Below are 21,870 nucleotides of genomic sequence, written 5' to 3'. Positions count from 1 at the left end.
GGTCGTGCCGGCCTGCTCGTGACCGTGCGGGCCCGGGCCCCCACGGGGTGCCCCGGCGGTCGGCCCGGGCACCCGCCGAGTATATGGGCGTGCCGCGGGCTCGGCACGGCGGTCGTGCACATCGTGCAGCCGGGCCGGGCCGGTGGTCGGCCGAGGCCGGCCGGGCCCGCCGGAGCGCGGGGCTACGGGATGAGGCGCGCCTCGCGGTAGCGGGTGAAGAGCCGGGCGAAGGCGGTCTCGGTGCGGACGAAGCCGAGGAAGCCGGCCTCGCGGCTCTTGCCCATGTCGGTCACGACCTCCATCTCGCGGCCGAGGTCGGCGTCGGTGTGCCACCACGAGGCGACCCGGGAGAGGTCGGCCTCCGCCAGGCCGAGGCGCCCGGCGATCTCGGCCCAGTCGGCCTCCCGCCCCGCGAACTGCTGCTCGAAGGGGCGCGGCGCCCCCTCGTAGCCCTGCACGAGGGCGGGGTCGACGCCGAGGTGCTCGGCGAGGCGCGGCCACATCCAGCGCCACCGGAACACGTCGCCGTTGACGACGTTGAGCGGCTCGTCGGCGCCGGCCGGGTCGGTGGCGGCCCAGACCATGTGGTCGGCGAGCAGGCCCGCGTCGGTCATGTCGGTGAGCGAGTTCCACTGCGTCTCGCTGCCGGGGAAGGTGAAGGGCAGGCCGAGCTCACGGCTGAGCGTGGCGGCGGCCGCGACGGTCAGGCCCATGTTCATGGCGTTGCCGACGGCGTAGCCGATCACCGTGTGCGAGCGGTGCACCGACCAGGTGAAGCCCTGGCGCTCGGCGGCCGCGAACAGCTCGTCCTCCTGCGCGTAGTAGAAGTTCGGGGTGTCGAGCCGCGGCTCCTCCTCGTGGAAGGGCGTGTCGGGCATCTCGCCGGCCGCGTACGCCTCGAACGGCCCGAGGTAGTGCTTGAGGCCGGTGACGAGGGCGACGTGCTGCAGCGGGGCGTGCACCAGGGCCGCGAGCAGGTCGCGCACCATCCCGGCGTTGACGGCGATGTTCTCGGCCTCGGTCTCCTGTCGCGACCACGCCGTGAAGAAGACGTGCGTCGGCCGTTCGTCGCGGAGCGCCTCGGCGAGGCTCTCCGCGCTGCGCAGGTCGGCGGCGACGCCGCGCACGCCGGGGGCGGAGGAGGCGCGGCGCGAGAGCGCGAGGACCTCCCACCCGTCGCGCGTGAGCGCCTCGACGAGCGCGGTGCCCGTGATGCCGCTGGCGCCGACGACGAGCGCGGTGCGGGGAGCCTCGCCGGAGGCGCGGGTCGGGCTGGGCCCCGCCTCGCCCTCGGTCGACGGGCCGGTGGTCGTGGGGGTGGTCGTGTTGTCGGTCACGTGTCGTGAAAGTACGCGGCGCCGCTCCGTGTTCCCCCACAGCCCCGCCCGGGCGCGTCGCCCGACCGGCCGCCCCACGGTCGACGACCCGTCCCCCGGTCGCGCTTACAGTGGAGGGACGCCCCCGGGCCGACCCGCCAGACCGATCCGCTCGGTCGCCCGACCGAACGGAGCGCTGATCGCGCTGAGCACCACCTCGACGACCCTCGCCGGCCTCGGCGGCCCGACCCGCGCCTCCTCGGGGGCCCGGCCGTGAGCGACGGCCCCCGCGCGTACGACCCGCCGCCGCGGCCGGTCGCGCCCGAGACGTCCGCGCCCTCGCCCGCGACCGCGGTGACCCCGGCCGCGGGCGCACCGATCCGCGACCCGTCGGCTCCGCCGCCCCCGCGCCGGGAGGCCGCCTCACCCGCGGGCAAGCCCGCCGCCCGCCCGGCCCGGCAGCGCCGCCGCCGGGTCAACCCGCAGGAGATGCGCGACGTCCGCGCCCGCCTGCGCGGCACCATCTACGAGGGCACGACCCCGCAGCACGGCCGGCTCGGCGACCTCTACTCGCCCCGCCAGATCGTCGACTTCTGCCTCGACCTCGGCGAGGTGATGCTCGCCTCCGGCGCCGACGTCCGCACGGTCGAGGTGGCCATCGTCGCCGTCAGCACCAAGTGGAACCTCGCCCCGCTCGAGCTCGACATCACGGGCACCGCGATCACGCTGCAGTACGCGCCGGCCGAGGGCCCGCCGCTCGTCAAGATGCGCGTGGTGAGCGCGGAGGGCAGCGACCTGCACCGGCTGTCGCTCGTCTACCAGATCGTCGACGAGCTGCTGCACGACGACCGCGACATGACGAGCGCCGTCGAGGGCCTGGTCGAGGTGCTGCAGTCGCCGCCGCGGTGGCCGTCGTGGATCACCGACGGGGCCATGGGCCTCTTCGGCGTCTCGGTCTCGCTGCAGGCCGGCGGCTCGATCGTCGGCGCCGTCGGGGCCTTCGTCCTGATGATCGGCGTCATGACGCTGGGGCGCTGGCTCGCGCGCAAGGGGATCCCGCAGTTCTTCGCGGTCGTGCTGCAGTCGGCCTGCGTCGCCGCCCTCGGCACCCTCGCGATCTGGGCGGGGGCGATGCCGGCGGGCAGCGCGGCGGCGATGGTGGCCGCGGTGGTCGTGCTCATCCTGCCCCACGTGACGATCGTCACCTGGGCGCAGGACGCCATCTCGGGGTTCCGGGCCATGGCCGTGTCGCGTGCCCTCGTGATCGTGCTGATCGTGGCGGGCATCGTCGTGGGGATCCCCGGCGGCCTCGCGCTCACCTCGGGCGTCGCGCTCGAGGTCGACCCGACCGACATCACCCTGCGGTCGCTGCCGATCTGGCTGCTGCTCATCACCACGTTCTTCGCCGCCGCGGCCACCGCGGTGACGCAGGGCGCCAACGCGCGCGTGATGCCGGTCGCGATCGGGGTCGCGATCGTCGGCACCGTGTCGCTCTGGGGGCTGAAGCAGCTCGGGCTGCCGCTGCTCGGCGCGACCTTCCTCGTCGCGGTGCTGCTCGGGGCGCTCAGCACGGTGGTCGCGGCGCGGCTGCGGGTCTCGGCGACGGCGATCGCGGTGCCGGCGTTCTGCGGCTCGCTGCTGCCCTCGCTGGCGGTGGCGTCGGCGCTGCTCAACTTCATGGCGGGCACCGACGGCGCGGCGGTCGACTTCGTCGCCTCGATGTCGACGACGCTCGCGATCGGCGCCGGGCTCGTGCTCGGCAGCCTCCTCGCGACGCCCGGCGCGCGCCGCTACCTGCGCCGTCGCACGAAGCGCGTCGTCGTGCAGTCGCAGCGGCTCGACACGTCGCCGATCGCGATCGTGCCGCCGGCGCCGGCCGTGCCGCCCGTCCCGCCGACCTGAGCGCGCGGCGCGTCGCGCGGCGGCAGCGGCAGCCCGCGGGCCGGCGGGCCGGGCCGGGCTGGTCGTCAGGCACCACGTCCTCGCCTGCGAACCACGCCGCGGCGTGGTTCCCCCGCGACGACGTGGTTCCTCCCGCCCGGGCCGGGTCCGGCCGGGCCGGGCAGCGGGGTCGCTAGCCTGGCGTCGGTCGTGCACCGCGGCGCGGCCGGACCCCCAGGAGGCGCTCGTGACCACCCAGCTCCGTGCCGCGACGGCCGACGACGCCGAGTTCCTGGCCGAGGTGCTGTTCCAGGCCTTCACCTGGCGGGGCCAGCCCGACGGCCTCGACCGCGCCGACCTCCGTCAGAGGCCCGAGATCTGGCACTACGTGGCGGGCTGGCCGCGGGCCGGTGACGCCGGGCGCGTGGCGGTCGTGGACGGGCACCCTGCCGGTGCCGCCTGGTGGCGGACCTTCGACGAGCGCGACCGCGGCTACGGCTGGGTCGCCGACGACGTGCCCGAGCTCAGCATGGGCGTGGCGCCCGCGCACCGTGGTCGCGGTCTCGGCGGGCAGCTGCTCGACGCCCTCGTCGCCCACGCGCGCGAGGCCGGCCTGCCCGGCCTGAGCCTCTCGGTCGAGGACGGCAACGACCCGGCGCGTGCCCTCTACGAGCACCGCGGCTTCGTCCCCGCTGGCCGCGACGGCGACTCCGACACCCTCCTGCTGCGCTTGCGGTGATCAGAGCACGCCCGCTCCCACCAAGCCCCCCTTGTGGGGGTCGGGCCGGGGTGTGATCTGAGTTAGCTTCACGACTGCGCGTCGTCCGCGGCTGACCCGAGCCGCGCCTCCCCGCGGGGCCCCGACGTGACCCGACCGATCACGACCTCCGGAGAACCATGCCTGCCCTCGACCCCAAGACCGGCCTGCCCACCCGACGACGACCGGGCGTGCGACACATCGTGCTCGCGCTGATCGCGCTGCTCCTCCTGATCGTCGCCCTGTCCAGCGGCGTCAGCGGCCTGTTGATCATCGCGGGGCTCCTGCTCCTCCTCTTCGGCGTCTGGACCTTCGCCACCGGTCGGCGCAGCCTGCTCGGCCTCAGGTCGCGCCGCGCCGGGGCGCTGACGGCCGTCGTGGCTCTGGCGGCGCTGGTGGTCGGCGGCGTCGTCGCCCCCAGCTCGGAGGACGTCGCCGACGCCTCCGGCCCCGCGTCGCTGGTCGGTGCCAGCTCGAGCGGGCAGGCCAAGGCCGAGCAGGAGCGTGCGGACGACGCGAAGGAGGAGAAGGAGCGGATCGCCGCGGCGAAGGCCGCAGAGGACCAGCGCAAGCGCGAGACGACCGAGGCCGCCGCGTCGGCGAAGGCGGAGGCCGACGCGGCCGCGGAGGCCGCGCGGGTCGAGGCCGAGCGCGTCGCGGCCGAGCAGGCTGCGGCGGCCCAGGCCGAGGCCGACCGCGTCGCCGCCGAGCAGGCAGCCGCTGCGGCTGCTGCCGCGGCCGCCGCGCAGGCCGAGGCAGCCCGGGCCGCGGCCGCTCCCGCGCCCGTCGCCGCCCCCAGCAGCACGTACTACAAGAACTGCGACGCCGTCCGGGCCGCGGGTGCCGCGCCGATCAGGGCGGGCCAGCCCGGCTACGCCAGCCACCTCGACCGCGACGGTGACGGGGTGGGCTGCGAGAACTGACCCGGGCGGGCCCGATCGCGGCCCGGGCGGGCCCGGCCGGGCCCGCCCGGGCCGCGGATCGGGGCGCTGGAGTACAGTCCGCCCCGATCTCCCGGCACGCCCCGGTGTCGATCAGGACGTCGACCCTCTACCCTTGCAGGATGAGCCCCACCGAAACGCGCGACGAGATCGACGCCGACACCCCCGACTCTGCGCCGACCTTCTCCGACCTGGGGCTCAGCGATGCCGTCCTCAAGGCCGTGAAGGAGATCGGCTACGAGACCCCCTCCGCCATCCAGGCGGCCACCATCCCCACCCTCCTGTCGGGTCGCGACGTCGTCGGGCTCGCCCAGACGGGCACCGGCAAGACGGCCGCCTTCGCGCTGCCGATCCTCAGCCGCCTCGACGTCTCGGCCAAGAAGCCGCAGGCGCTCGTGCTCTCCCCCACCCGTGAGCTCGCGCTCCAGGTGTGCGAGGCGTTCGAGCAGTTCGCCTCCGGCATGCGCGGCGTCCACGTGCTCCCCGTCTACGGCGGCCAGGCCTACGGCGTCCAGCTGAGCGCGCTCCGTCGCGGCGTCCACGTCGTCGTCGGCACGCCCGGCCGCATCATGGACCACCTCGCGAAGGGCACGCTCGACCTCTCCGAGCTCAAGTACCTCGTGCTCGACGAGGCCGACGAGATGCTCAAGATGGGCTTCGCGGAGGACGTCGAGACGATCCTCGCCGACACCCCCGACGACAAGCAGGTCGCGCTCTTCTCCGCGACGATGCCGCCCCAGATCCGTCGCATCTCGAAGCAGTACCTCAACGACGCCGAAGAGATCACGGTCAAGCAGAAGACCACGACCTCGGCGAACACCACGCAGCGCTACCTGATGGTGTCGTACCCGCAGAAGGTCGACGCCCTCACGCGCATCCTCGAGGTCGAGAACTTCGAGGGCATGATCATCTTCGTCCGCACGAAGAACGAGACCGAGACCCTCGCCGAGAAGCTGCGGGCCCGCGGCTACTCCGCCGCCGCCATCAGCGGCGACGTGGCGCAGGCCCAGCGCGAGCGCACGGTCAACCAGCTGAAGAGCGGCAAGCTCGACATCCTCGTCGCGACCGACGTCGCGGCCCGTGGTCTCGACGTCGACCGCATCAGCCACGTCGTCAACTACGACCTGCCGATCGACACCGAGTCGTACGTGCACCGCATCGGCCGCACCGGCCGTGCCGGGCGCAGCGGCGCGGCGATCAGCTTCGTCACGCCCCGCGAGCGTCGCCTGCTCGGCGCGATCGAGAAGGCCACGCGTCAGCCGCTGACGCAGATGCAGCTGCCCACGCTGGAGGACGTCAACGTCACGCGTCTCGCGCGCTTCGACGACCAGATCACGGAGGCGCTGGCCCAGGAGAGCCGGATCGCCGCCTTCCGCGACATCATCGGCCACTACGTCGAGCACCACGACGTGCCGGAGGCCGACGTGGCCGCCGCCCTCGCCGTGGTCGCCCAGGGCGAGACACCGCTGCTGCTCGACCCGAAAGACGAGCGACCGGCCCGGCGCGAGCGTGACGACCGTCCCGCCCGTGACGACCGCGGCGGCGACGACCGGGGCGGCCGCTTCGACCGCGACGACCGTGGCTCGCGCCCCGAGCGCGACCGCGGCCCCCGCACGTCGAAGCCGATGACGGCCTACCGCATCGAGGTCGGTCGTCGTCAGCGCGTCGAGCCCCGCCAGATCGTCGGCGCCCTCGCCAACGAGGGCGGCCTCAGCCGTGACGACTTCGGCGCGATCCAGATCCGCCCCGACTTCTCCGTCGTCGAGCTCGCCTCGGACGTCAGCAAGGAGATGCTCGACCGTCTCGTCGACACCCGCATCAGCGGCGTGCTCATCGAGATCAAGCCCGACCGCCGTGGCGGCGGCTCCGGTGCGCCCCGTCGCGACGACCGCGACGAGCGCCCCCGCAAGCCGCGCCACTCGTAGGCTCGGCTCCGCCTCCCCGGACGGCGCCCGCTCGCAGGTGACTGCGACGGGCGCCGTCCGTCGTCCCGGCCCCGACCGGCCGTCCGTCCGTCCGTCCGTCCGTCCGTCGCCCTGGAGTACCCGTGGTCCCCCTCCTCACCGCCGCCGCCCCGACCGGCCCCACCGGCACCGGTGCCCTGTTCGGCGTCGTGCAGACGACGCTCACCATCGGCAGCGTCGTGCCGCTGCTGCTCGCGGTGGTGGCCCTCGTGCTGTGGGCCAGGATGCGGCTCCGTCGCCCCGACCTGGCCAGGGACGACGACGGCGGGCAGCGACGTCACGACCTGGGGCGGGTGAGCCTGCTCGGAGCAGCCTTCGCACTGGTGCTGCTCGCGATCGGCGAGGTCGTCGTCGGCTACGGCCGACCGGGCGGCGTCGTCGGGGCGTTCGGCGACGGCGTCTCGCCGCTCGTGCCGGTCGCGGCGGCCCTCACGGTCGTCGCGGCGGTCGTCTTCGCGCTCTCCCCGGCGCCGCGGCGCTGACGAGCGCCGGCCTCCGGCGTCAGCGCCGCCGTCAGCCCTGTCGGCGCCCGGTCAGCCGTCGCACGCTCTGCACGACGCCGAGCACGCACATGGCGGGGGCCAGCCAGATGAGCACGCCGCCGAGCCCGCTCTCGGTCGACCCGAGGCCGGCCGGGTCCTGCGTGAGGAGGCGCGACACGACGAGCAGGACGACCCCCGCGATCGCCGTGAGCAGCGTGCCGACGGCGGCGAGCCCGAAGACGCGCAGCCCGCGACCGCGGATCATCGCGACGACGCCGTCGATGAGGAACGACGCGACGAGCGGCACGCCGACCGCGAGGGCGACCAGCCCGGCGATCATGAGGAGGACGGCGACGAAGCTCTCGGGGTCGAGCACGGCACACCTCCTTCGTCTGCGTCGACGTTAGCGAGGGCGTGCTGGGGGAACGCCCTCGGCGAGGCGACGGGTGTCGGCGGGGCGACCCGCGACTCCCCCCGTCCGGCCGCGCCGGGGCCCGCGATCGTCCCGGACGGCCCCGGGGGCGAGGTCAGCGGTCGGCGAGGGCGCGGAGCTCGTCGGGCGTGACGGCGACGGAGCGCTCCCCCGGCTCGACGACGACGCCGGCGTGCCCCTCGGCGAGCGCCACGCCGGCCAGGTCGGCGAACGAGACCGCCCGGGCCGTGGAGCCGGGCGCCCAGGCCCAGGCGGCCGCCGGGGTGGTGTGGACGACCGACCAGGTCTCGCCCTGCTCGCCGGTGGCCGTGGCGACGACGGTCGAGGTGGCCTCGCCCTCCGCGTCGCGCTGCTCGACCTCGGCGACGTACAACGACGGCGAGGTGCGGAGCAGCTCGAGCATGTCGGGCCAGGCGATGGTGCGCTCGGCGAGCGCCCGGGCGACCGGGACGGAGGCGGTGACGTCGTCGCCGAGGCCGCGTCGGAGCTCGTCCGAGTAGGCGATGAACTGCGTCTCGGGGGTGCCGGGGTCGAGGGCGAGCCCCTCGTACTCGCGCACGGCCTGGTCGACGACGACGGCCGCGGGCTGGGCGAACGGCACGGGGGTCTCCCCGTCGCGGTAGCGGGCGAGGCGGTCGGCGCTGGTGAAGGCGAGCAGGAGTCGCTTGCCGGCGTTGTCGGTCTGGTGCGCGATGGCGACGACGTCGCCGTGCTGGGGCCCCGCGGCGGGGTCGGCGAGGGTCGAGCGCGTGAGGTCGACCAGCAGCTCACCGGCGGTCAGCTCGGCCATGACGGTGCCCAGCGTGACGGAGTTCTTCTCCCGCCCCCACCCGGTCAGGGCCTGCTGCAGGGCGGTGTGGACGACGAGCCCCGAGGAGTCGCGGGTCGGCTGCCCAGCCTCCGTCACCTCGGTCTCGGCGCGGCTGGCCTGCGCGGGGCCGACCTCGTCAGCCTGCGACTCCGTGCTCGGGGGCGCCTCCGCGGGTCGGACTGACGTGCGGCGCGAGAAGAGACCCATGGAGACGAGCCTACGACGGGTGGGCGCGGGGCCCGGCCAGTCCGTGCCGGACGGCGACTCGCGGTCCTCGCCGTCGTTCGACCGGCAGCAGCCAGCATCAGTAGGTGTCGTGGACCGATTCATCGTCGCGGAGCAGGAAGCAGCGGGACGCGGACGCGACGTAGAGTTCGTCCGCGTCGCTGACCCGGGCGACGAACGCCAGACCCTCGGGCCCGGAGACGAGGATGCGCTCGCGTTCTCCGTCGTCGTCGACCGTCGACCGGAAGCCCTCCTGGGACGTGAAGCCGGTCGCGACGGCGTCGAGGACGTCGTGCTCGGAGCGGCTGCCGTCGAGCTGGAAGGTGATGCTGCCTGCCCACTGATGCGCGTCTCCACTGCGACGCCGCATGAGCCGGATCCGCCGTCGTGACACGCGCCCCGAGCTCGCTCTGCGACGTGGGCTGCACGCGAGGGGCTGGCGGTACTTCGTGGGCCGCCCCGTGGCGGGGGTCTCACGGTGTCGCCCCGACCTGCTCTTCCCGCGCCTCCGCCTCGCCGTCTTCGTCGACGGCTGCTTCTGGCACTTCTGCGTCGAGCACACGCACCTGCCGACCGCGAACGCGGCCTACTGGCACGCCAAGCTGCTCGCCAACCGGCGGCGCGACGTCGCCCACGACCACGAGCTGAGGTCGGCGGGGTGGGCGGTCGTCCGGGTGTGGGAGCACACGCCCCCGGCCGAGGCGATCGACGCCGTGGAGGCGGTGCTGCGGTGCTGCGGCGCGCGGCGGTGGACGTGTGACGCCGGTGCTCCACGACGTCCGCACCGAGAAGTGAGGATCGCAGGACCGACGGCCCTCTCGGATCGGTCTCCACGAGCTGCGAGCTCGAGGCGACGACGATGAACCACTTCTTCGCAGGGGAACTACGCCGCGGCATGGTTCGCGTGCGGGAAGGTGGTGCCGCTCGGGCCGAGCGGTCGGCCGCTCGCCGAGATGAACCCTGTTCTTGCAGGGGAACCCTGCCGCGGCGGGGTTCCCGTGCGAGAACGGGGTGTCCCGCGGGCCGGAGCGGCGCGCGCCGCCCGCGGGCCAGCACGGCGCACGCCGCCCCGCCCCGCGCGCGCGTCAGCGCCGCTCGACCAGCTCGATGAACCGCGACAGCGTGCCGAGCCCCGCGATCGACGTGGGCATCGAGCTGGCCAGCGCGGGCGAGTGCACGAGGTACGCCGCCCACTGCGCTCGGCTGATGCCGACGTTGAGCCGGTTGGGCATGAGCAGGAAGTCCAGGCCGCGCGGGATGTCGGCGGCGCTCGACGCGGCCAGCGAGACGATCGCGACCACCGCCTCCCGCCCCTGGAAGAGGTCGACGGTGCCGACCGTCGTGCCGGTCAGCCCCGCGGCGTCGAGCGCGTCGCGGATCACGGCCCCCTGCGCGTTGTACGGCGCGACGACGATCACGTCGTCGTCCGTCAGCCGACGCGTGCCGTGCTCGTCCGACCACTCCCGACCGACGACCGACCGGGCGAGGTCGACCACGCGCTCGGCCTCCTCGACCGACGACGTCGTGTTGCCCGCGTGCTCGACCGGCACGGCGTGCAGCCCGGGTTCGACGCCCTCGAGGTGCCGCTCCGGCGCCCTCGACTCGAGCGCGCCCTCGTACGAGAGCCGCGACACCGGCGCCGTCACGGCGGGGTGCATCCGGTACGTCCGCGACAGGAAGTAGCCGAGCTCCGGCGGCAGCACGTCGTGCCCGTCGGCGAGCCAGCCGAGCGACGACGCGTCGACGGGCTCGGGGTGCGAGCCCTGGCTGACCTGAGGCAGCTGCTGCGGGTCGCCGAGCAGCAGCAGGCGCTGCGCGGCGACGGCCGACGCGATCGTCGGCGCGAGCGAGAACTGACCGGCCTCGTCGACGACGAGCAGGTCGAGCGAGTGCCGCGCGACGTAGTCCGGGTTGGCGAAGGTCCAGGCGGTGCCCCCGACGACTCCCCCGGTCTCGCCCGGGCCGGTGAGGAACTCGGCCAGGCCGGCCCCGTTCTTCACGGGCGTCCACGCGGCGGCCTCGACCGCCTCCGCGCTCGCTCCGCTCTTCGGCACCTTGACGACCAGCGCGGGGTCGACGCCCTTGCCGACCACCGCCTCCAGGAAGTTCTCCACCACCGCGTGCGACTGGCCGACGACGCCCACGCGCCAGCCGTGCTCCCGCACCAGCCGCGCCACGACCGTCGACCCGACGTACGTCTTGCCCGTTCCGGGCGGGCCCTGCACGGCGAGGTACGACCGGTCGAGGCCGAGCAGCGTCGCCGTGACGGCGCCGACGGTGTCGTCGCCGACGACGGGCACGACCCCGCCCCGCGGGGGGACGCGACGCAGCAGGTCGAGTGCCGCGTCGTCGACGAAGGCGGGCAGGTCGTCGAGCACCGAGCGACCCCACTCGGAGATCGCCGCGGGCTGCGGGGCCGCGCGCGGGGGCGCCGCCGGCGTGATCGCGAGCGGGAACGCCTCGTGCGGGTCGGCGCCCCCGGGCAGCGACTCCTTCACGAGCATCACGACGCCGTCGTGGTCGGCGTCGACGTCGAGCACCGCGACCCGCGACGTCGCGCCGCGCAGGCCCGGCCCCGACGCCGTGATCGAGGGAGGCAGCGGGGCGTCGTAGACGAGGTGCGGCGCTCCCCCGGGCGTCAGCCGGCTGCCGGGCGCGAGCGAGCCCCTCAGTCGCAGGTCGCGCGACAGGGTGCGGGCGCGCGGCAGCTTCTCCCAGTCGCGGACCACCTCGGCCTGCTCGACGACGAACACGTCCCGCGTGTCGGCCCACTCGTCGAGCGGGTCACGGAGCCGCCCGAAGTGCTCCTGCCAGAACGTCTTCGCCTCGCGCCGGTGGTAGTCGATCGCGGCCGCGGCGAGCGCGAGGGCCGTCTGGTCGGGCGTGCGGTCGAGCGGGTCGACGTCGGCGAGCAGAGCCGACAGCTCGACGAAGACCGGGTCGGGCTCGGCGCGCACGCGCTCGTCGTCGACGAGGGCGACCGCCTCGTCGGTCGTCGACCCGGGCGGCACGAACGACAGCAGCCAGTCGCGCAGCCGGAGCGTCGACCGGCAGTCGTACTCGTTGTAGTCGGCGACCTGGTCGAGCCGCGCCTGCCCGGCCGGGTCGCCGGCCCGCACCGCCGCGATCGCCTCGACGTAGGCGGTGATGCTGTCGGCGCCGTTGAGGACCCCGTCGCCGTCGCGGAGGTCGCCGCCCATGTACAGCGGCTCCAGCTTCTTGATCGAGTAGCTGCGCGAGCCGACGACGAGCGCCTTCCGCACCACCGGGTAGAGGTCGACGAGCACGCCGTCGCGCAGCAGGTCGTCGACTTCCTCCTCTCCGACGCCGTGCCGGGCGGCGAGCGAGAGCAGGTGGGTGCGCTCGTAGGAGGCGTAGTGGTACACGTGCATGCCCGGGTGCGCCGCCCGTCGCTCCCGCACGAACGCCAGGAAGTCGACGAGCGCCTGCCGCTCGGCCCGGAGGTCGTGCGCCCAGAAGGCGGTCGACCGCGCCTCGACGTCGACCAGCCCGAAGAGGTAGTCGAGGCCCCAGGTGCTGCCGTCGCCCTCCGTGTACAGCGGGTCGCCCTCGAAGTCGAAGAACACGTCGCCGTCGTCGGGGGCGGGGATCGCCGCGAGCGCCCCGGGGTCGACGAGACGCACCTCGGGCACGCCGCCCTCGCTCGCGACCTGCAGCTGCGCCTGGGCGCGCAGCCGCGACAGGGCGGCCCCGCCCACGCCCGGCACGCCGCCCGTGCTCCGAGCGAGGGCGTCGATGCTGTCGACGCCCGCCGCGATCAGCGCGGCACGCTGCCCGAGGCTCAGGCCGGCGACGAGCACGAGGTCGCGGTGCGCCTCGACCTGCGCCGCGCACTGCGAGCACCGGCCGCAGGCCGTCACCCCGGGTGCGCCCCAGGACAGGGCCGAGGAGGCGCGCTGCCGTCGCTCGACCGCGTCGCGCAGCCGAGACCGCTGGGCCCGGTGCACGGGGGCGATGTCGGCGAGCTCGTGCGTCGACCGCGACCCGTCGCCGAGCACGAGGTGCACCTGCGCCCCCACCGGCACCCCGAGCGCCTCGATCTGCTCGGCGTAGGCCGCGAGCTGGAGGAGGGCGGGGATCTTCGCGTGCCGGGCGAGCTTCGTGTCGTAGACCTCGTACTCGCCGGCGTCGTTGCGCACGAGGAAGTCGGAGAAGCCGATGAAGGTCGGGTCGTGGAACGTCGCCTGGTAGAGCACCGGCACGCCGTCGCGCATCGCCTGCTCGGCGGCCGCGGCCGCCGCCGGGTAGCCCTCCCGGGACGGGCGCTCGAACTCGACCACCTCGTGGCTCGCGCGCAGCTGCTCGAGGAAGCGCACCTCGTGGTCGTCGCCCATCCGCGCCGTCCGGTCGAGCATGGCGTCCGACACGGCGTCGATCCGGTCGATGCGCCCCAGGGCGGCGTCGAGCCGCCGGAGGAACGCCCACTCGCACGCCGCCCAGGTGGTGAGGTCGGACGGGCTGGTGACGACGAGGTCGGTGTCGGGGTCGATGTAGATGGCGGCCTCCTCGGCGGGCGGTGCGGGCGTGCGGGCGGTGCGGGCGGTGCGTGGCAGTGCGGGGCGGCGCTGTGCTGACGTTCAGGTCCGGCCCGGGCAGCGACCCGGCCGTGCTCGAACGCTAGCGGGCGCGACCGACAGCGGGGGCGACTCCCCCGGGCTCCCGGAGCCGCGGTCAGCGGGTCGAGCGTCCGTGCAGCAGCCGGGGCGCGAGCGTGACGCGGCGGGCGCCGCCGGAGTCGTCGCGGTCGCCGCTCGCCAGGGCGTCGAGCAGCAGCCGCACGGCCTCCCGGCCCATGGCGGGCCACGGGTGGCGGAGGGTCGTGATCTCGCGCTCGTCGTCGCCCTCGACCGACGACACGTCGAGCAGGCTCGCGACCTGCACGGCCCCCGGCACGTCGACGCCGTTGAGGCGGAGCACCGTGACCAGGCCGTGCGCCACGTCGTCGTTCGCGCAGACCACCGCGTCGAGCCGCGCGAGGTCGCCGCTCGCGACGAGCTCGTTCGCGGCGGCGACGCCGCCCGCGAGCTCGGCCCCGGCCGGTCGCGCGCCGCCGAACCGCACGCCGCGCAGCTCGCACGAGGCCCGCACGGCCGCGATGCGTCGCGCGTCGGCGGGGTCGGCCGGCGACAGGCCGACGGTCACGACCTCCGTCGTCCCGCCGTCCGCGAGGGCGCCGACGAGCAGGTCGGTCGCCCGGTTGTCGTCGAGCCCCACCGAGTCGGTGCCGTCGCCGAAGATGTGGCGGCCCACCTGCACGACGGGCACGCGGTCGGCGGCCGCGACGGCGTCACGGCTGACCTCCTCCGTCGGGGGGCAGATGACGAGGCCGTCGACGCGTCGGCTGAGGAGCGACTCCACCGTCCGGGCGTCGTGGTCGTCGCCCTCCGCCGAGTACCGCAGCACCAGCGAGAGCCCGGCGTCGTCGAGGGCCTCGCTGACCGACTCGATCAGGGCGGAGAGGAAGCCCGTCGTGTACCGGGGCAGGATGAGCCCGACCGTCTCGGTGCGCTGGCTCCGCAGGGCGCTGGCGACGGCGTTGTGCCGGTAGCCGAGCTCGGTGATCGCCTTCCGCACCGCGCGGGCCCGGGCCTCCGAGACGTGCTGGGCCCCCGAGAGCACGCGCGAGGCGGTCGCGATCGACACCCCGGCCTCCCGGGCCACGTCGACCAGGGTGGGGACGGACGTCGGGCTCACCGCGCCTCCGCCCGGCCCGCGAGCACGCCGGCGACGAAGTCGTCGAGGACGGCGAGGCACCCCTCCACGGTCGCGGCGAGCAGCCGCTCGCCCTTCTCCGCGGTCGCGAGGGCGGGGTCGCCGAACACGCCGCTGGGCGAGAACGGGTGCAGCGGCATCGGCGCGGTGCCGAAGTGCGACGGGAACACCGGGTAGCAGGCCTCGTACCGGTCGGGGTGGACGTCGTCGGGAGCGAGGCGCAGCATGATCGAGGTCTCGACCTCCTCCGCGTGGGCCAGACCGGGCGCCGCCGGGGCGCTCTCGCGCACCTCGTCGATCGCCTCGGCCATGCCGGGGTGGTCGAGCGTGACGACGGGCAGCACGCCCTCCTCCGTGAGCTGCTGGGCCGCGACGAGCAGCGGCGCCCGGTTGCCCCAGTCGCCGTTCACGACGACGAGGCCGCCCGCGCCCGACGCGGCGAGCGCCCGCCCCAGGTCGACGACGATCGCGGTGACCGTCGCGGCCGAGAGCGAGAGCGTGCCCGGCCAGCCCGAGGTGCCCCAGGTCGCGCCGTAGTGCACCGGCGGCAGCAGCACGGCGTCGAGCCGCTCGGCCAGGCGGCGGGCGACCTCGACGGCGGTGGCCGTGTCGGTGCCGAGGGGCAGGTGCGGCCCGTGCTGCTCGTGCGCGCCGACGGGCAGCACGGCGAGGCCGGCTCCGCGGCGGTGGGCGGCGGCCACGTCGGGCCAGGGCGTGTGGTCGGCGTCGATCATCACTAGGGAGCGTACGTCTGCACGGTGCGGCCGTGCGACCGGTCGGTCAGCCCGGGCAGGCGCTCGTTCATCTCGGTCATCAGCGGCCCGAGGTCGACGTCGACGAGGCGGCCGTGCTCGACGACGACGCGGCCGGCGACGATCACGGTCTCGACGTCGCTCGCCCGCACGCTGAGCACGAGGGCGGCGGCGAGGTCGTTCATCGGCTGGAGGTGCGGCTTCCAGGGGTCGATCAGCACGACGTCCGCGGCGAACCCGGGCGCCAGCGACCCGAGGTCGTGCTCGCGCCCGATGACGGCGGCGCCCTGGCGGGTCATGAGGTCGAGGGCGTGGGCGCTCGTCATCCAGGTGGCGTCGCCCGTGTGGGCCTTCTGCACGAGGGCCATGGTGCGGGTGCTCTCGAGCACGTCGAGGGTGTTGCCCGACGCGCAGCCGTCCGTGCCGATCCCCACCGGCACGCCCGCGTCGTGCAGCAGGCGGATCGGCGTGGGCCCGTGCGTGTGCTTCTGGTAGACCTTCGCGCAGCACGCGACGCCGACCCGGTCGGCGACGGGCGTCAGCCACTGCAGGTCGCTCTCGACGATGCCCGTCCCGTGCGCGATCAGGGCTCCCGCGTCGAGCACGCCGGTGTCGTGCAGCACCTGGATCGGGGTCGCCCCGCGCCGGGCGAGCGACGACTCCGTCTGGTGCATCGTCTCCGACGCGTGGATGTGCGTCCGCACCCCGATCGCCCGGGCGGCCTCGGCCGTGCGGGCCAGGTCGGCGTCGTCGACGGTGTAGACGGCGTGCGGCCCGAGCATCGTGGTGATGCGCCCGCCGGCCGCGCCGTCCCACTCGGCCGCGAAGGAGGCGCTCCGGTCGAGGCCCTCCGCGCCCTGCGACGAGAAGAAGGTGCGGGCGAGCACGGCCCGCATGCCGCCCTCGTCGACCGCCGTGGCGATCTGCTCGGTCGAGAAGTAGTGGTCGGCGACCGTGGTCACGCCCGCGAGCAGCATCTCGGCGACCGCGAGGCGCGCGCCGAGCAGCACGTCGCGGTCGGTGAGGTTGACCTCCATCGGCCAGATGTGGTCGTTGAACCAGGAGGCGGTGGGCACGTCCTCCGCGGAGCCCCGGAAGAAGGTCATCGACGAGTGGCTGTGGGCGTTGACCAGGCCGGGGATCGCGACGCGGCCCGGCGCGTCGACCACCCGGGCGCCGGCGAGGTCGGCCGGGCCGAGGTCGGCGTCGGGCACGATCCAGGCGATGACGCCGCCCGCGACGCCGATCGCCTGGTCGGCCACGAACACGGCCGGGGCTGGTCGCCCGGGGTCGCCGGGGTCGAGGTCGGGGTACCCGACCGGCGGCCGGACGGTCGGCGCGAGCACGGTCACGCGACGGACGACGAGGTCGACGGGCACCGGAGCGGCGCCGGGAGCTGCGGGGGTCATGTCGCCAGCGTGCCACGGACGCGGGAGTCGCTGAGAACGTTTACCCGACTCCTTACGTCCCCGAAACACGTCGGTAACACGAGCCGGTCTACGGTTGCAGCACCCCTGCACCCCCTCGGAGCCGATCCTGCGAGCGCCCGAGGCCACCTGCCGTGAAAACGTTCACAGAACCGGAGCACCCCATGCCCCTGCGTCGCCCCCGTCGCCTCCTGATCGTCTCGGGAGCCGCGCTCAGCGCCACGCTCCTCCTCGCCTCCTGCTCCGGCCAGACGGCCGCGACGGCCCCCTCGGCCGACCCCGACGCCGCGACGGTCGCGCTGCTCTACGGCACGACGGGCGACTACTCCATCATGGACGGCGGCTACGCCGGCTTCACCGCGGCGCAGGAGGACCTGGGCTTCAACCCCCTCGAGCTGTCGAGCCCGAACACCGACGACTACCAGGACCGCCTCGACCTCGCCGTCTCGCAGGGCGCCGACCTCGCCGTCGGCATCGGCTTCCAGTTCGCCCAGCCGATGGGCGACACCGAGCACCCCGACACGGCGTTCGTCGACGTCGACACCGACATCGGCACCGAGATCGACGGCGTGACGACCATCTCGTTCGCCGCGAACGAGTCGTCGTACCTCGTCGGGGTGGCCGCCGCGCTGACCTCGACCACCGGCCACATCGGCTTCGTGGGCGGCGTCGACCAGCCGTCGATCCAGAACTTCTTCGTCGGCTACGAGGCCGGGGCGAAGAGCGTCGACCCCGACGTCGTCGTCGACTCCACCTACCTCTCGCCGCTCGGCGACTTCACCGGGTTCTCTGACCCGACCAAGGGCAAGGAGGCCGCCGCCTCGATGTACGCCGGCGGCGCCGACGTCGTCTACGCGGCCGCCGGCGGCTCCGGCCAGGGCGTCTACGAGCAGGCTGCGGCCGCGAGCACCGACTCCGCCAAGGTCTGGGCGATCGGCGTCGACGGCGACGCGTACGCGCAGGTCGACGACGACATCAAGCCGTTCATCCTCACCTCGGCGCTGAAGAACGTCGACGTGGCGGTCAAGGACGTCATCACCTCCTTCGACGAGGGCAGCCTCGAGCCCGGCGAGCAGGTCTTCGACCTGGAGACCGGCGGCGTCGGCTACTCGACGAGCGGCGGCTTCGTCGACGGCATCGCCGACCAGCTCGAGGCGGCGAAGACGGCCGTCGTCGACGGCGACGTCACCGTCCCGACGGCGCTCTGAGACCGTGGGGGCGCAGGAGGCGGCGGTCCGGCTGACCGGGATCGTCAAGCGCTTCGGGACGTTCACCGCGAACGACCGGATCGACGTCCTCGTGCGCCCCGGCACGGTGCACGCCGTCGTCGGCGAGAACGGGGCCGGCAAGTCGACCCTGATGAAGGTGCTCGCCGGCGAGGAGCGCCCCGACGAGGGCACGGTCGAGGTCGAGGGAGTCGCGCACGACTTCCGCTCGCCGCGCCAGGCCCAGCAGGCCGGCGTGGGCATCGTCCACCAGCACTTCCTCCTCGCGGGCGCCCTCCGCGTGTGGGAGAACGTCGTCCTCGCCGACGAGCCCGGCTCGGCCTGGCGCATCGACGCGGCGGCGGCCCGCCGACGCGTCGGCGAGCTGGCGTCGGCCAACGGCTTCGACGTCGACCCCGAGGCGTTCGTGTCCGACCTCGGCGTCGGCGACCGGCAGCGGGTCGAGATCCTCAAGGTGCTCTGGCGCGAGGCCCGCGTCATCATCCTCGACGAGCCCACGGCCGTGCTCGTGCCGTCGGAGGCGACCGCCCTCTTCGCGTCCATCCGCGCGCTCACCGCGAGGGGCGCCTCCGTCGTCTTCATCTCGCACAAGCTCGACGAGGTGCTCGCCTTCGCCGACGACATCACGGTCATCCGGGCGGGGCGCGTGGTGGGGCGGACGACCGCTGCCGAGACCACGCCGCGCGAGCTGGCCGGGCTGATGGTCGAGGTCGCGATGCCGACCGTGGAGCCGCGCAGCACGCCGCCGGGCGACGACGTCGTGCTCGCCGTCGAGGGGCTCACCGTCGGCCGCCCCGGCGAGCGCCCCCTGGTCGACGACCTGTCGCTCACCGTGCGCCGGGGCGAGGTCGTCGGCGTCGCGGGCGTCGAGGGCAACGGCCAGTCGGAGCTGCTGGCCGCGCTGCTCGGCCGGGTCGAGCACACGGGCAGCGTGTCGCTCGGCGGGCGCGTCATCGACGACCTGCCCACCCGCGAGCGCCGCGCGCTCGGGCTCGCGTACATCCCTGAGGACCGCCACCGCGACGGGGTCGTGCTCGACCTGAGCCTCGCCGAGAACGCCGCGCTCGGCTACCAGGGCCGNCCGCCGAGATCATCCGGCGCTTCGACGTGCGCGGCGGCACCCCGTCGACCCGCGCCCGGGCGCTCTCCGGCGGGAACCAGCAGAAGTTCATCATCGGCCGCGAGCTCGGCTCCGACCCGACGGTGCTCGTCGCGGCGCACCCGACCCGCGGCGTCGACGTCGGCGCGCAGAGCGCCGTCTGGCGCGAACTCGTCGAGGCCCGCGACGCCGGCCTCGGCACGCTGCTCGTCTCGGCCGACCTCGACGAGCTGCTCGCCCTGAGCGACCGGCTGCTCGTCATGTACGGCGGCCGCGTCGTCGCCGAGCTCGACCCCCGACACGTCACCGCCCTCGACCTGGGAGAACACATGACCGGCGCCCACGCCCCCGCGACGGGAGGGGCCAGCTGATGCGCCGCGTCGTCGTCACCGCGGCCGGGCCCGTCGTCTCGGTGCTGCTGGCCCTCGCGGTCACCGCCCTCTTCCTCACCGTCGGCGGCTACAGCGCGTCGAGCGCCTTCTCGGTGATGTGGTCGTACGGCACGCAGCCGGCGTCGCTCGTCGCGAGCCTCGACTCGGCCGTGCCGCTCTACCTCGCCGCGGTCGCGGGCGCCTTCGCGGTGCGGATGGGCCTCTTCAACATCGGCGTCGACGGGCAGTACCGCATGGCGGCCCTGGCCGGCGCGGTCGCCGCCGCGTCGCTGCCCTTCCCGCTGGCGGTGCGCCTGCCCCTGACCCTGCTGATCTCGTGCGCCGTGGGCGCCGGCTGGGCCCTCATCCCCGCCCTGCTCAAGATCCACCGCGGCGTCAACGAGGTCATCACGTCCATCCTCCTCAACGCGGTCGCGACCACCGTCGTCGCCGTGCTGCTCAGCGGCGTCTTCCGGTCCGGCGGCGGGCAGAACACCGGCACGGCGATGATCGACGCCAGCGGGCTCATGCCCGCCCTGCCCGGCACGGGGAGCGGGCAGGGAGCGGTCTCGAGCTTCGTCGTCGTCGCCGTGCTGGTCGGCGTCGTCTACCACCTCGTCGTCGACCGCAGCCTCTTCGGCTACGGCCTCCGGGTCGCGGCCCGGTCGCCCGAGGCGGCCGAATCGGCCGGCATCCGGGTCGACCGCAAGATCGTCCAGGCGATGCTCGTCAGCGGCGCCGTCGCCGGGCTCGTCGGGCTGCCCCACGTGCTCTCGGTCGCCGGCCGCTTCGACGGCACGCTGCCGACCGACCTCATGTTCACCGGTCTGGCGGCGACCCTCCTCGGGCGCCAGCACCCGATCGGCATGGCGCTCGGCGCGTTCGTGCTCGCCTTCGTCGAGCGCAGCAGCCAGGTGCTCGGCCTCGTGCAGCTGCCGACCGAGGTGGGCCAGGTCTTCCTCGCCGTCGTGCTGCTCTCGTCGGCCGTCGGGTACTGGCTCACCGAGCGCGTCGACCAGCGCGTCGCCCTCGCCGCCGCCGTGCGCCGCCGCCTCCGGGCCGCCCGCACCCCCGACGCCGCCCCGACCGGAGGAGCCTCCTGATGAGCACCGGCACCGATCCCCTCGCCGCGGTGACCCCCTCGGGGGCCGGGCCCGCCCGCGCCTCCGTCCACCGCCTCCGCCCGTCCGCGCGCCACGTGCGCGCCGCGCTCCGCTGGACCCTGCTCGGCCTCGGCCTGCTCATCCTCGCCCGTTACCTGGCCGACGCCCCCGGCATCACGGCGTCGGCGACCTGGGGCTCGGCCCTGCGGCTGACCGTGCCGATCGCCGTCGTCGCGATGGGCGGCCTCCTCTCCGAGCGCTCGGGCGTCATCAACGTCGGCCTCGAGGGCATGATGATCGGCGGCACGTGGACGGCCGGCCTCCTCGGCGCCGTCGCGGGCCCCTGGGCCGCCCTGGTCGGCGGCGTCGCCGGCGGGCTCGTCTTCGGGGTGCTGATGGCGGTGCTCTGCATCGAGATGGGCATCAACCAGCTGATCGTCGGCGTCTCGATCAACGTCATCGCGGCGGCCGTCGCGCGCTTCGCCTCCGACATCGTCTTCAGCGGGATGGACGGCGGCACCATCGCGCGGTCGCCCCGCATCGGCGCGGACGTGCCGCACCTGTCGCTGCCGTTCGTCAGCGGCGGCCTCGGCACGCCCGACCTCAGCCGTGCCATGGAGGCCTCCGAGCTGCCCGTCGTCGCCCAGGTCGGCGGCCTCGTCGGGGGCCTGACCCGCGACGTCTCGCTCGCCGCGGTGATCGGCCTGCTGATCATCCCCGTCGTCGCGTGGGTGCTCTGGAAGACGCCGTTCGGCCTCCGCTGGCGCGCCGCCGGCGAGGAGCCCGCCGCCCTGCAGGCGCTCGGCGGCAGCGTGCACCGCACGCGCTGGATCGCGGTGCTCGTCGGCTCGGGGCTCGCCGGCTTCGCGGGCGGCTACCTCACCCTCATCTCGCAGGGCTACATCGAGAACCAGACCGCCGGCCGCGGCTTCATCGGCCTCGCGACGCTGATCTTCGGCAACTGGACGCCGTCGGGCGTGTTCTTCGGCGCCGCCCTCTTCGGCGTCAGCGACGCCGTCGGCATCGGCCGGCCGGAGACGCTGCGGGCGCTCGTGCTCGTGCTCGCCGTCGTCTTCACGGCCCTCGGCCTGCTGCGGCTGCGCCGCACGGTGCCCGGCCGGAAGCTGCGCGAGGGCCTGCCGCCCCTGGTCGTGGGCGTCGTGCTGCTCGTCGTGTTCGTCGCGGTGCCGCTGCCCGCCGCGGTCTCCAGCGCGACCCCGTACGTCGTGACGCTGGCGGTGCTGGTCGTCGCCGGCACCCGCATGCGGCCCCCGGCGGCGCTCGGGCGGCTGGTGCCGCGACGCACGCGCCGCAGCTGACCCCGCCCGGCCCGTCCTGCTCCTGCTCCT

17 protein-coding genes and 1 pseudogene are annotated in these 21,870 nt (G+C 74.9%); 10 read left to right on the top strand and 8 right to left on the bottom strand.

All coding sequences use genetic code 11. The features are described 5' to 3' along the window. Window positions 1-182: 182 nt before the first annotated feature. Window positions 183-1,337 carry an NAD-dependent epimerase/dehydratase family protein gene (locus IFT45_RS07395; RefSeq protein WP_192127504.1) on the bottom strand — a complete coding sequence of 385 codons (1,155 nt, stop codon included), beginning with the start codon at window positions 1,335-1,337 and terminating at the stop codon, window positions 183-185. A gap of 252 nt (window positions 1,338-1,589) precedes the next feature. Here IFT45_RS07395 and IFT45_RS07390 point away from each other — a divergent pair, with 252 nt between their 5' ends. The 5 genes from IFT45_RS07390 to IFT45_RS07370 all read left to right on the top strand — a co-directional run bounded on the left by IFT45_RS07390 (window position 1,590) and on the right by IFT45_RS07370 (window position 7,341). Beyond that, window positions 1,590-3,218 carry a threonine/serine exporter family protein gene (locus IFT45_RS07390; RefSeq protein ID WP_371810902.1) on the top strand — a complete coding sequence of 543 codons (1,629 nt, stop codon included), beginning with the start codon at window positions 1,590-1,592 and terminating at the stop codon, window positions 3,216-3,218. A 226-nt stretch (window positions 3,219-3,444) separates the two neighbouring features. Beyond that, window positions 3,445-3,936, top strand: coding sequence for a GNAT family N-acetyltransferase (locus IFT45_RS07385; protein ID WP_192127503.1), 492 nt, complete (start codon window positions 3,445-3,447; stop codon window positions 3,934-3,936). A gap of 158 nt (window positions 3,937-4,094) precedes the next feature. Continuing rightward, complete coding sequence (locus tag IFT45_RS07380; RefSeq protein WP_192127501.1) at window positions 4,095-4,877, top strand: excalibur calcium-binding domain-containing protein; 783 nt, start codon at window positions 4,095-4,097, stop codon at window positions 4,875-4,877. A gap of 140 nt (window positions 4,878-5,017) precedes the next feature. Further along, entirely contained in the window at window positions 5,018-6,820 is a 1,803-nt protein-coding gene (locus IFT45_RS07375) for a DEAD/DEAH box helicase (RefSeq protein WP_192045792.1), read from the top strand. Between the two features lie 122 nt (window positions 6,821-6,942). After that, window positions 6,943-7,341: a hypothetical protein gene (locus IFT45_RS07370; protein ID WP_192127499.1), complete on the top strand. Its 399-nt coding sequence runs from the start codon at window positions 6,943-6,945 to the stop codon at window positions 7,339-7,341. Between the two features lie 31 nt (window positions 7,342-7,372). Here the strand turns inward: IFT45_RS07370 and IFT45_RS07365 are convergent, their stop codons facing one another. The 3 genes from IFT45_RS07365 to IFT45_RS07355 all read right to left on the bottom strand — a co-directional run bounded on the left by IFT45_RS07365 (window position 7,373) and on the right by IFT45_RS07355 (window position 9,180). Continuing rightward, window positions 7,373-7,717, bottom strand: coding sequence for a hypothetical protein (locus IFT45_RS07365; protein ID WP_056055280.1), 345 nt, complete (start codon window positions 7,715-7,717; stop codon window positions 7,373-7,375). 151 nt (window positions 7,718-7,868) lie between these two features. After that, complete coding sequence (locus IFT45_RS07360) at window positions 7,869-8,792, bottom strand: SseB family protein (protein WP_192127498.1); 924 nt, start codon at window positions 8,790-8,792, stop codon at window positions 7,869-7,871. A 97-nt stretch (window positions 8,793-8,889) separates the two neighbouring features. Further along, entirely contained in the window at window positions 8,890-9,180 is a 291-nt protein-coding gene (locus tag IFT45_RS07355) for a hypothetical protein (RefSeq protein ID WP_192127497.1), read from the bottom strand. On the opposite strand from IFT45_RS07355, the gene IFT45_RS07350 reads away from it, so the two are divergent. After that, window positions 9,179-9,673 (top strand): very short patch repair endonuclease, encoded by a 495-nt coding sequence (locus IFT45_RS07350; protein WP_192127496.1) that lies wholly within the window; start codon window positions 9,179-9,181, stop codon window positions 9,671-9,673. The two genes, IFT45_RS07355 and IFT45_RS07350, sit on opposite strands and share 2 nt — an antisense overlap. Window positions 9,674-9,895: 222 nt before the next feature. Here the strand turns inward: IFT45_RS07350 and IFT45_RS07345 are convergent, their stop codons facing one another. The 4 genes from IFT45_RS07345 to IFT45_RS07330 form a co-directional block, all read right to left on the bottom strand. After that, window positions 9,896-13,198 carry a TM0106 family RecB-like putative nuclease gene (locus tag IFT45_RS07345; protein ID WP_371810901.1) on the bottom strand — a complete coding sequence of 1,101 codons (3,303 nt, stop codon included), beginning with the start codon at window positions 13,196-13,198 and terminating at the stop codon, window positions 9,896-9,898. Between the two features lie 304 nt (window positions 13,199-13,502). Continuing rightward, window positions 13,503-14,525, bottom strand: coding sequence for a LacI family DNA-binding transcriptional regulator (locus tag IFT45_RS07340; RefSeq protein ID WP_185232865.1), 1,023 nt, complete (start codon window positions 14,523-14,525; stop codon window positions 13,503-13,505). Then, complete coding sequence (locus tag IFT45_RS07335) at window positions 14,522-15,277, bottom strand: creatininase family protein (RefSeq protein WP_192045801.1); 756 nt, start codon at window positions 15,275-15,277, stop codon at window positions 14,522-14,524. Before IFT45_RS07335 ends, IFT45_RS07340 begins: the two co-directional genes overlap by 4 nt. A gap of 2 nt (window positions 15,278-15,279) precedes the next feature. After that, window positions 15,280-16,704 carry an amidohydrolase gene (locus IFT45_RS07330; RefSeq protein WP_192127495.1) on the bottom strand — a complete coding sequence of 475 codons (1,425 nt, stop codon included), beginning with the start codon at window positions 16,702-16,704 and terminating at the stop codon, window positions 15,280-15,282. Between the two features lie 182 nt (window positions 16,705-16,886). Between IFT45_RS07330 and IFT45_RS07325 the strand changes: the two genes are divergently transcribed. From IFT45_RS07325 to IFT45_RS07310, 4 genes and pseudogenes are all read left to right on the top strand, one after another. Next, window positions 16,887-17,930: a BMP family protein gene (locus tag IFT45_RS07325; RefSeq protein WP_056055299.1), complete on the top strand. Its 1,044-nt coding sequence runs from the start codon at window positions 16,887-16,889 to the stop codon at window positions 17,928-17,930. A 4-nt stretch (window positions 17,931-17,934) separates the two neighbouring features. Continuing rightward, window positions 17,935-19,028, top strand: a pseudogene (locus IFT45_RS07320) (ABC transporter ATP-binding protein); the annotation flags it as partial. A gap of 389 nt (window positions 19,029-19,417) precedes the next feature. Beyond that, on the top strand, window positions 19,418-20,521 hold the full coding sequence (locus tag IFT45_RS07315) for an ABC transporter permease (protein WP_192127493.1): 1,104 nt from the start codon (window positions 19,418-19,420) through the stop codon (window positions 20,519-20,521). Further along, on the top strand, window positions 20,521-21,840 hold the full coding sequence (locus IFT45_RS07310; RefSeq protein ID WP_192127492.1) for an ABC transporter permease: 1,320 nt from the start codon (window positions 20,521-20,523) through the stop codon (window positions 21,838-21,840). The genes IFT45_RS07315 and IFT45_RS07310 overlap by 1 nt, the downstream gene beginning before the upstream one ends. The last annotated feature ends 30 nt before the right edge of the window (window positions 21,841-21,870 follow it).

Origin of the sequence: Frigoribacterium sp. CFBP 13707 (genome assembly GCF_014842245.1) — a bacterium.
GTDB classification, from domain to species: domain Bacteria; phylum Actinomycetota; class Actinomycetes; order Actinomycetales; family Microbacteriaceae; genus Frigoribacterium; species Frigoribacterium endophyticum.
Note: the sequence above shows the minus strand (reverse complement) of the source record. Positions and strands in the feature narration are given on the sequence as shown.

What these genes read in the sequence shown, in the direction of transcription:
- IFT45_RS07360 (WP_192127498.1), bottom strand. Translation starts at nt 8,792, where the DNA reads ATGGGTCTCTTCTCGCGCCGCACGTCAGTCCGACCCGCGGAGGCGCCC.
- IFT45_RS07375 (WP_192045792.1), top strand. Translation starts at nt 5,018, where the DNA reads ATGAGCCCCACCGAAACGCGCGACGAGATCGACGCCGACACCCCCGAC.
- IFT45_RS07310 (WP_192127492.1), top strand. Translation starts at nt 20,521, where the DNA reads ATGAGCACCGGCACCGATCCCCTCGCCGCGGTGACCCCCTCGGGGGCC.
- IFT45_RS07330 (WP_192127495.1), bottom strand. Translation starts at nt 16,704, where the DNA reads ATGACCCCCGCAGCTCCCGGCGCCGCTCCGGTGCCCGTCGACCTCGTC.
- IFT45_RS07350 (WP_192127496.1), top strand. Translation starts at nt 9,179, where the DNA reads ATGAGCCGGATCCGCCGTCGTGACACGCGCCCCGAGCTCGCTCTGCGA.
- IFT45_RS07325 (WP_056055299.1), top strand. Translation starts at nt 16,887, where the DNA reads ATGCCCCTGCGTCGCCCCCGTCGCCTCCTGATCGTCTCGGGAGCCGCG.
- IFT45_RS07380 (WP_192127501.1), top strand. Translation starts at nt 4,095, where the DNA reads ATGCCTGCCCTCGACCCCAAGACCGGCCTGCCCACCCGACGACGACCG.
- IFT45_RS07355 (WP_192127497.1), bottom strand. Translation starts at nt 9,180, where the DNA reads ATGCGGCGTCGCAGTGGAGACGCGCATCAGTGGGCAGGCAGCATCACC.
- IFT45_RS07335 (WP_192045801.1), bottom strand. Translation starts at nt 15,277, where the DNA reads ATGATCGACGCCGACCACACGCCCTGGCCCGACGTGGCCGCCGCCCAC.
- IFT45_RS07315 (WP_192127493.1), top strand. Translation starts at nt 19,418, where the DNA reads ATGCGCCGCGTCGTCGTCACCGCGGCCGGGCCCGTCGTCTCGGTGCTG.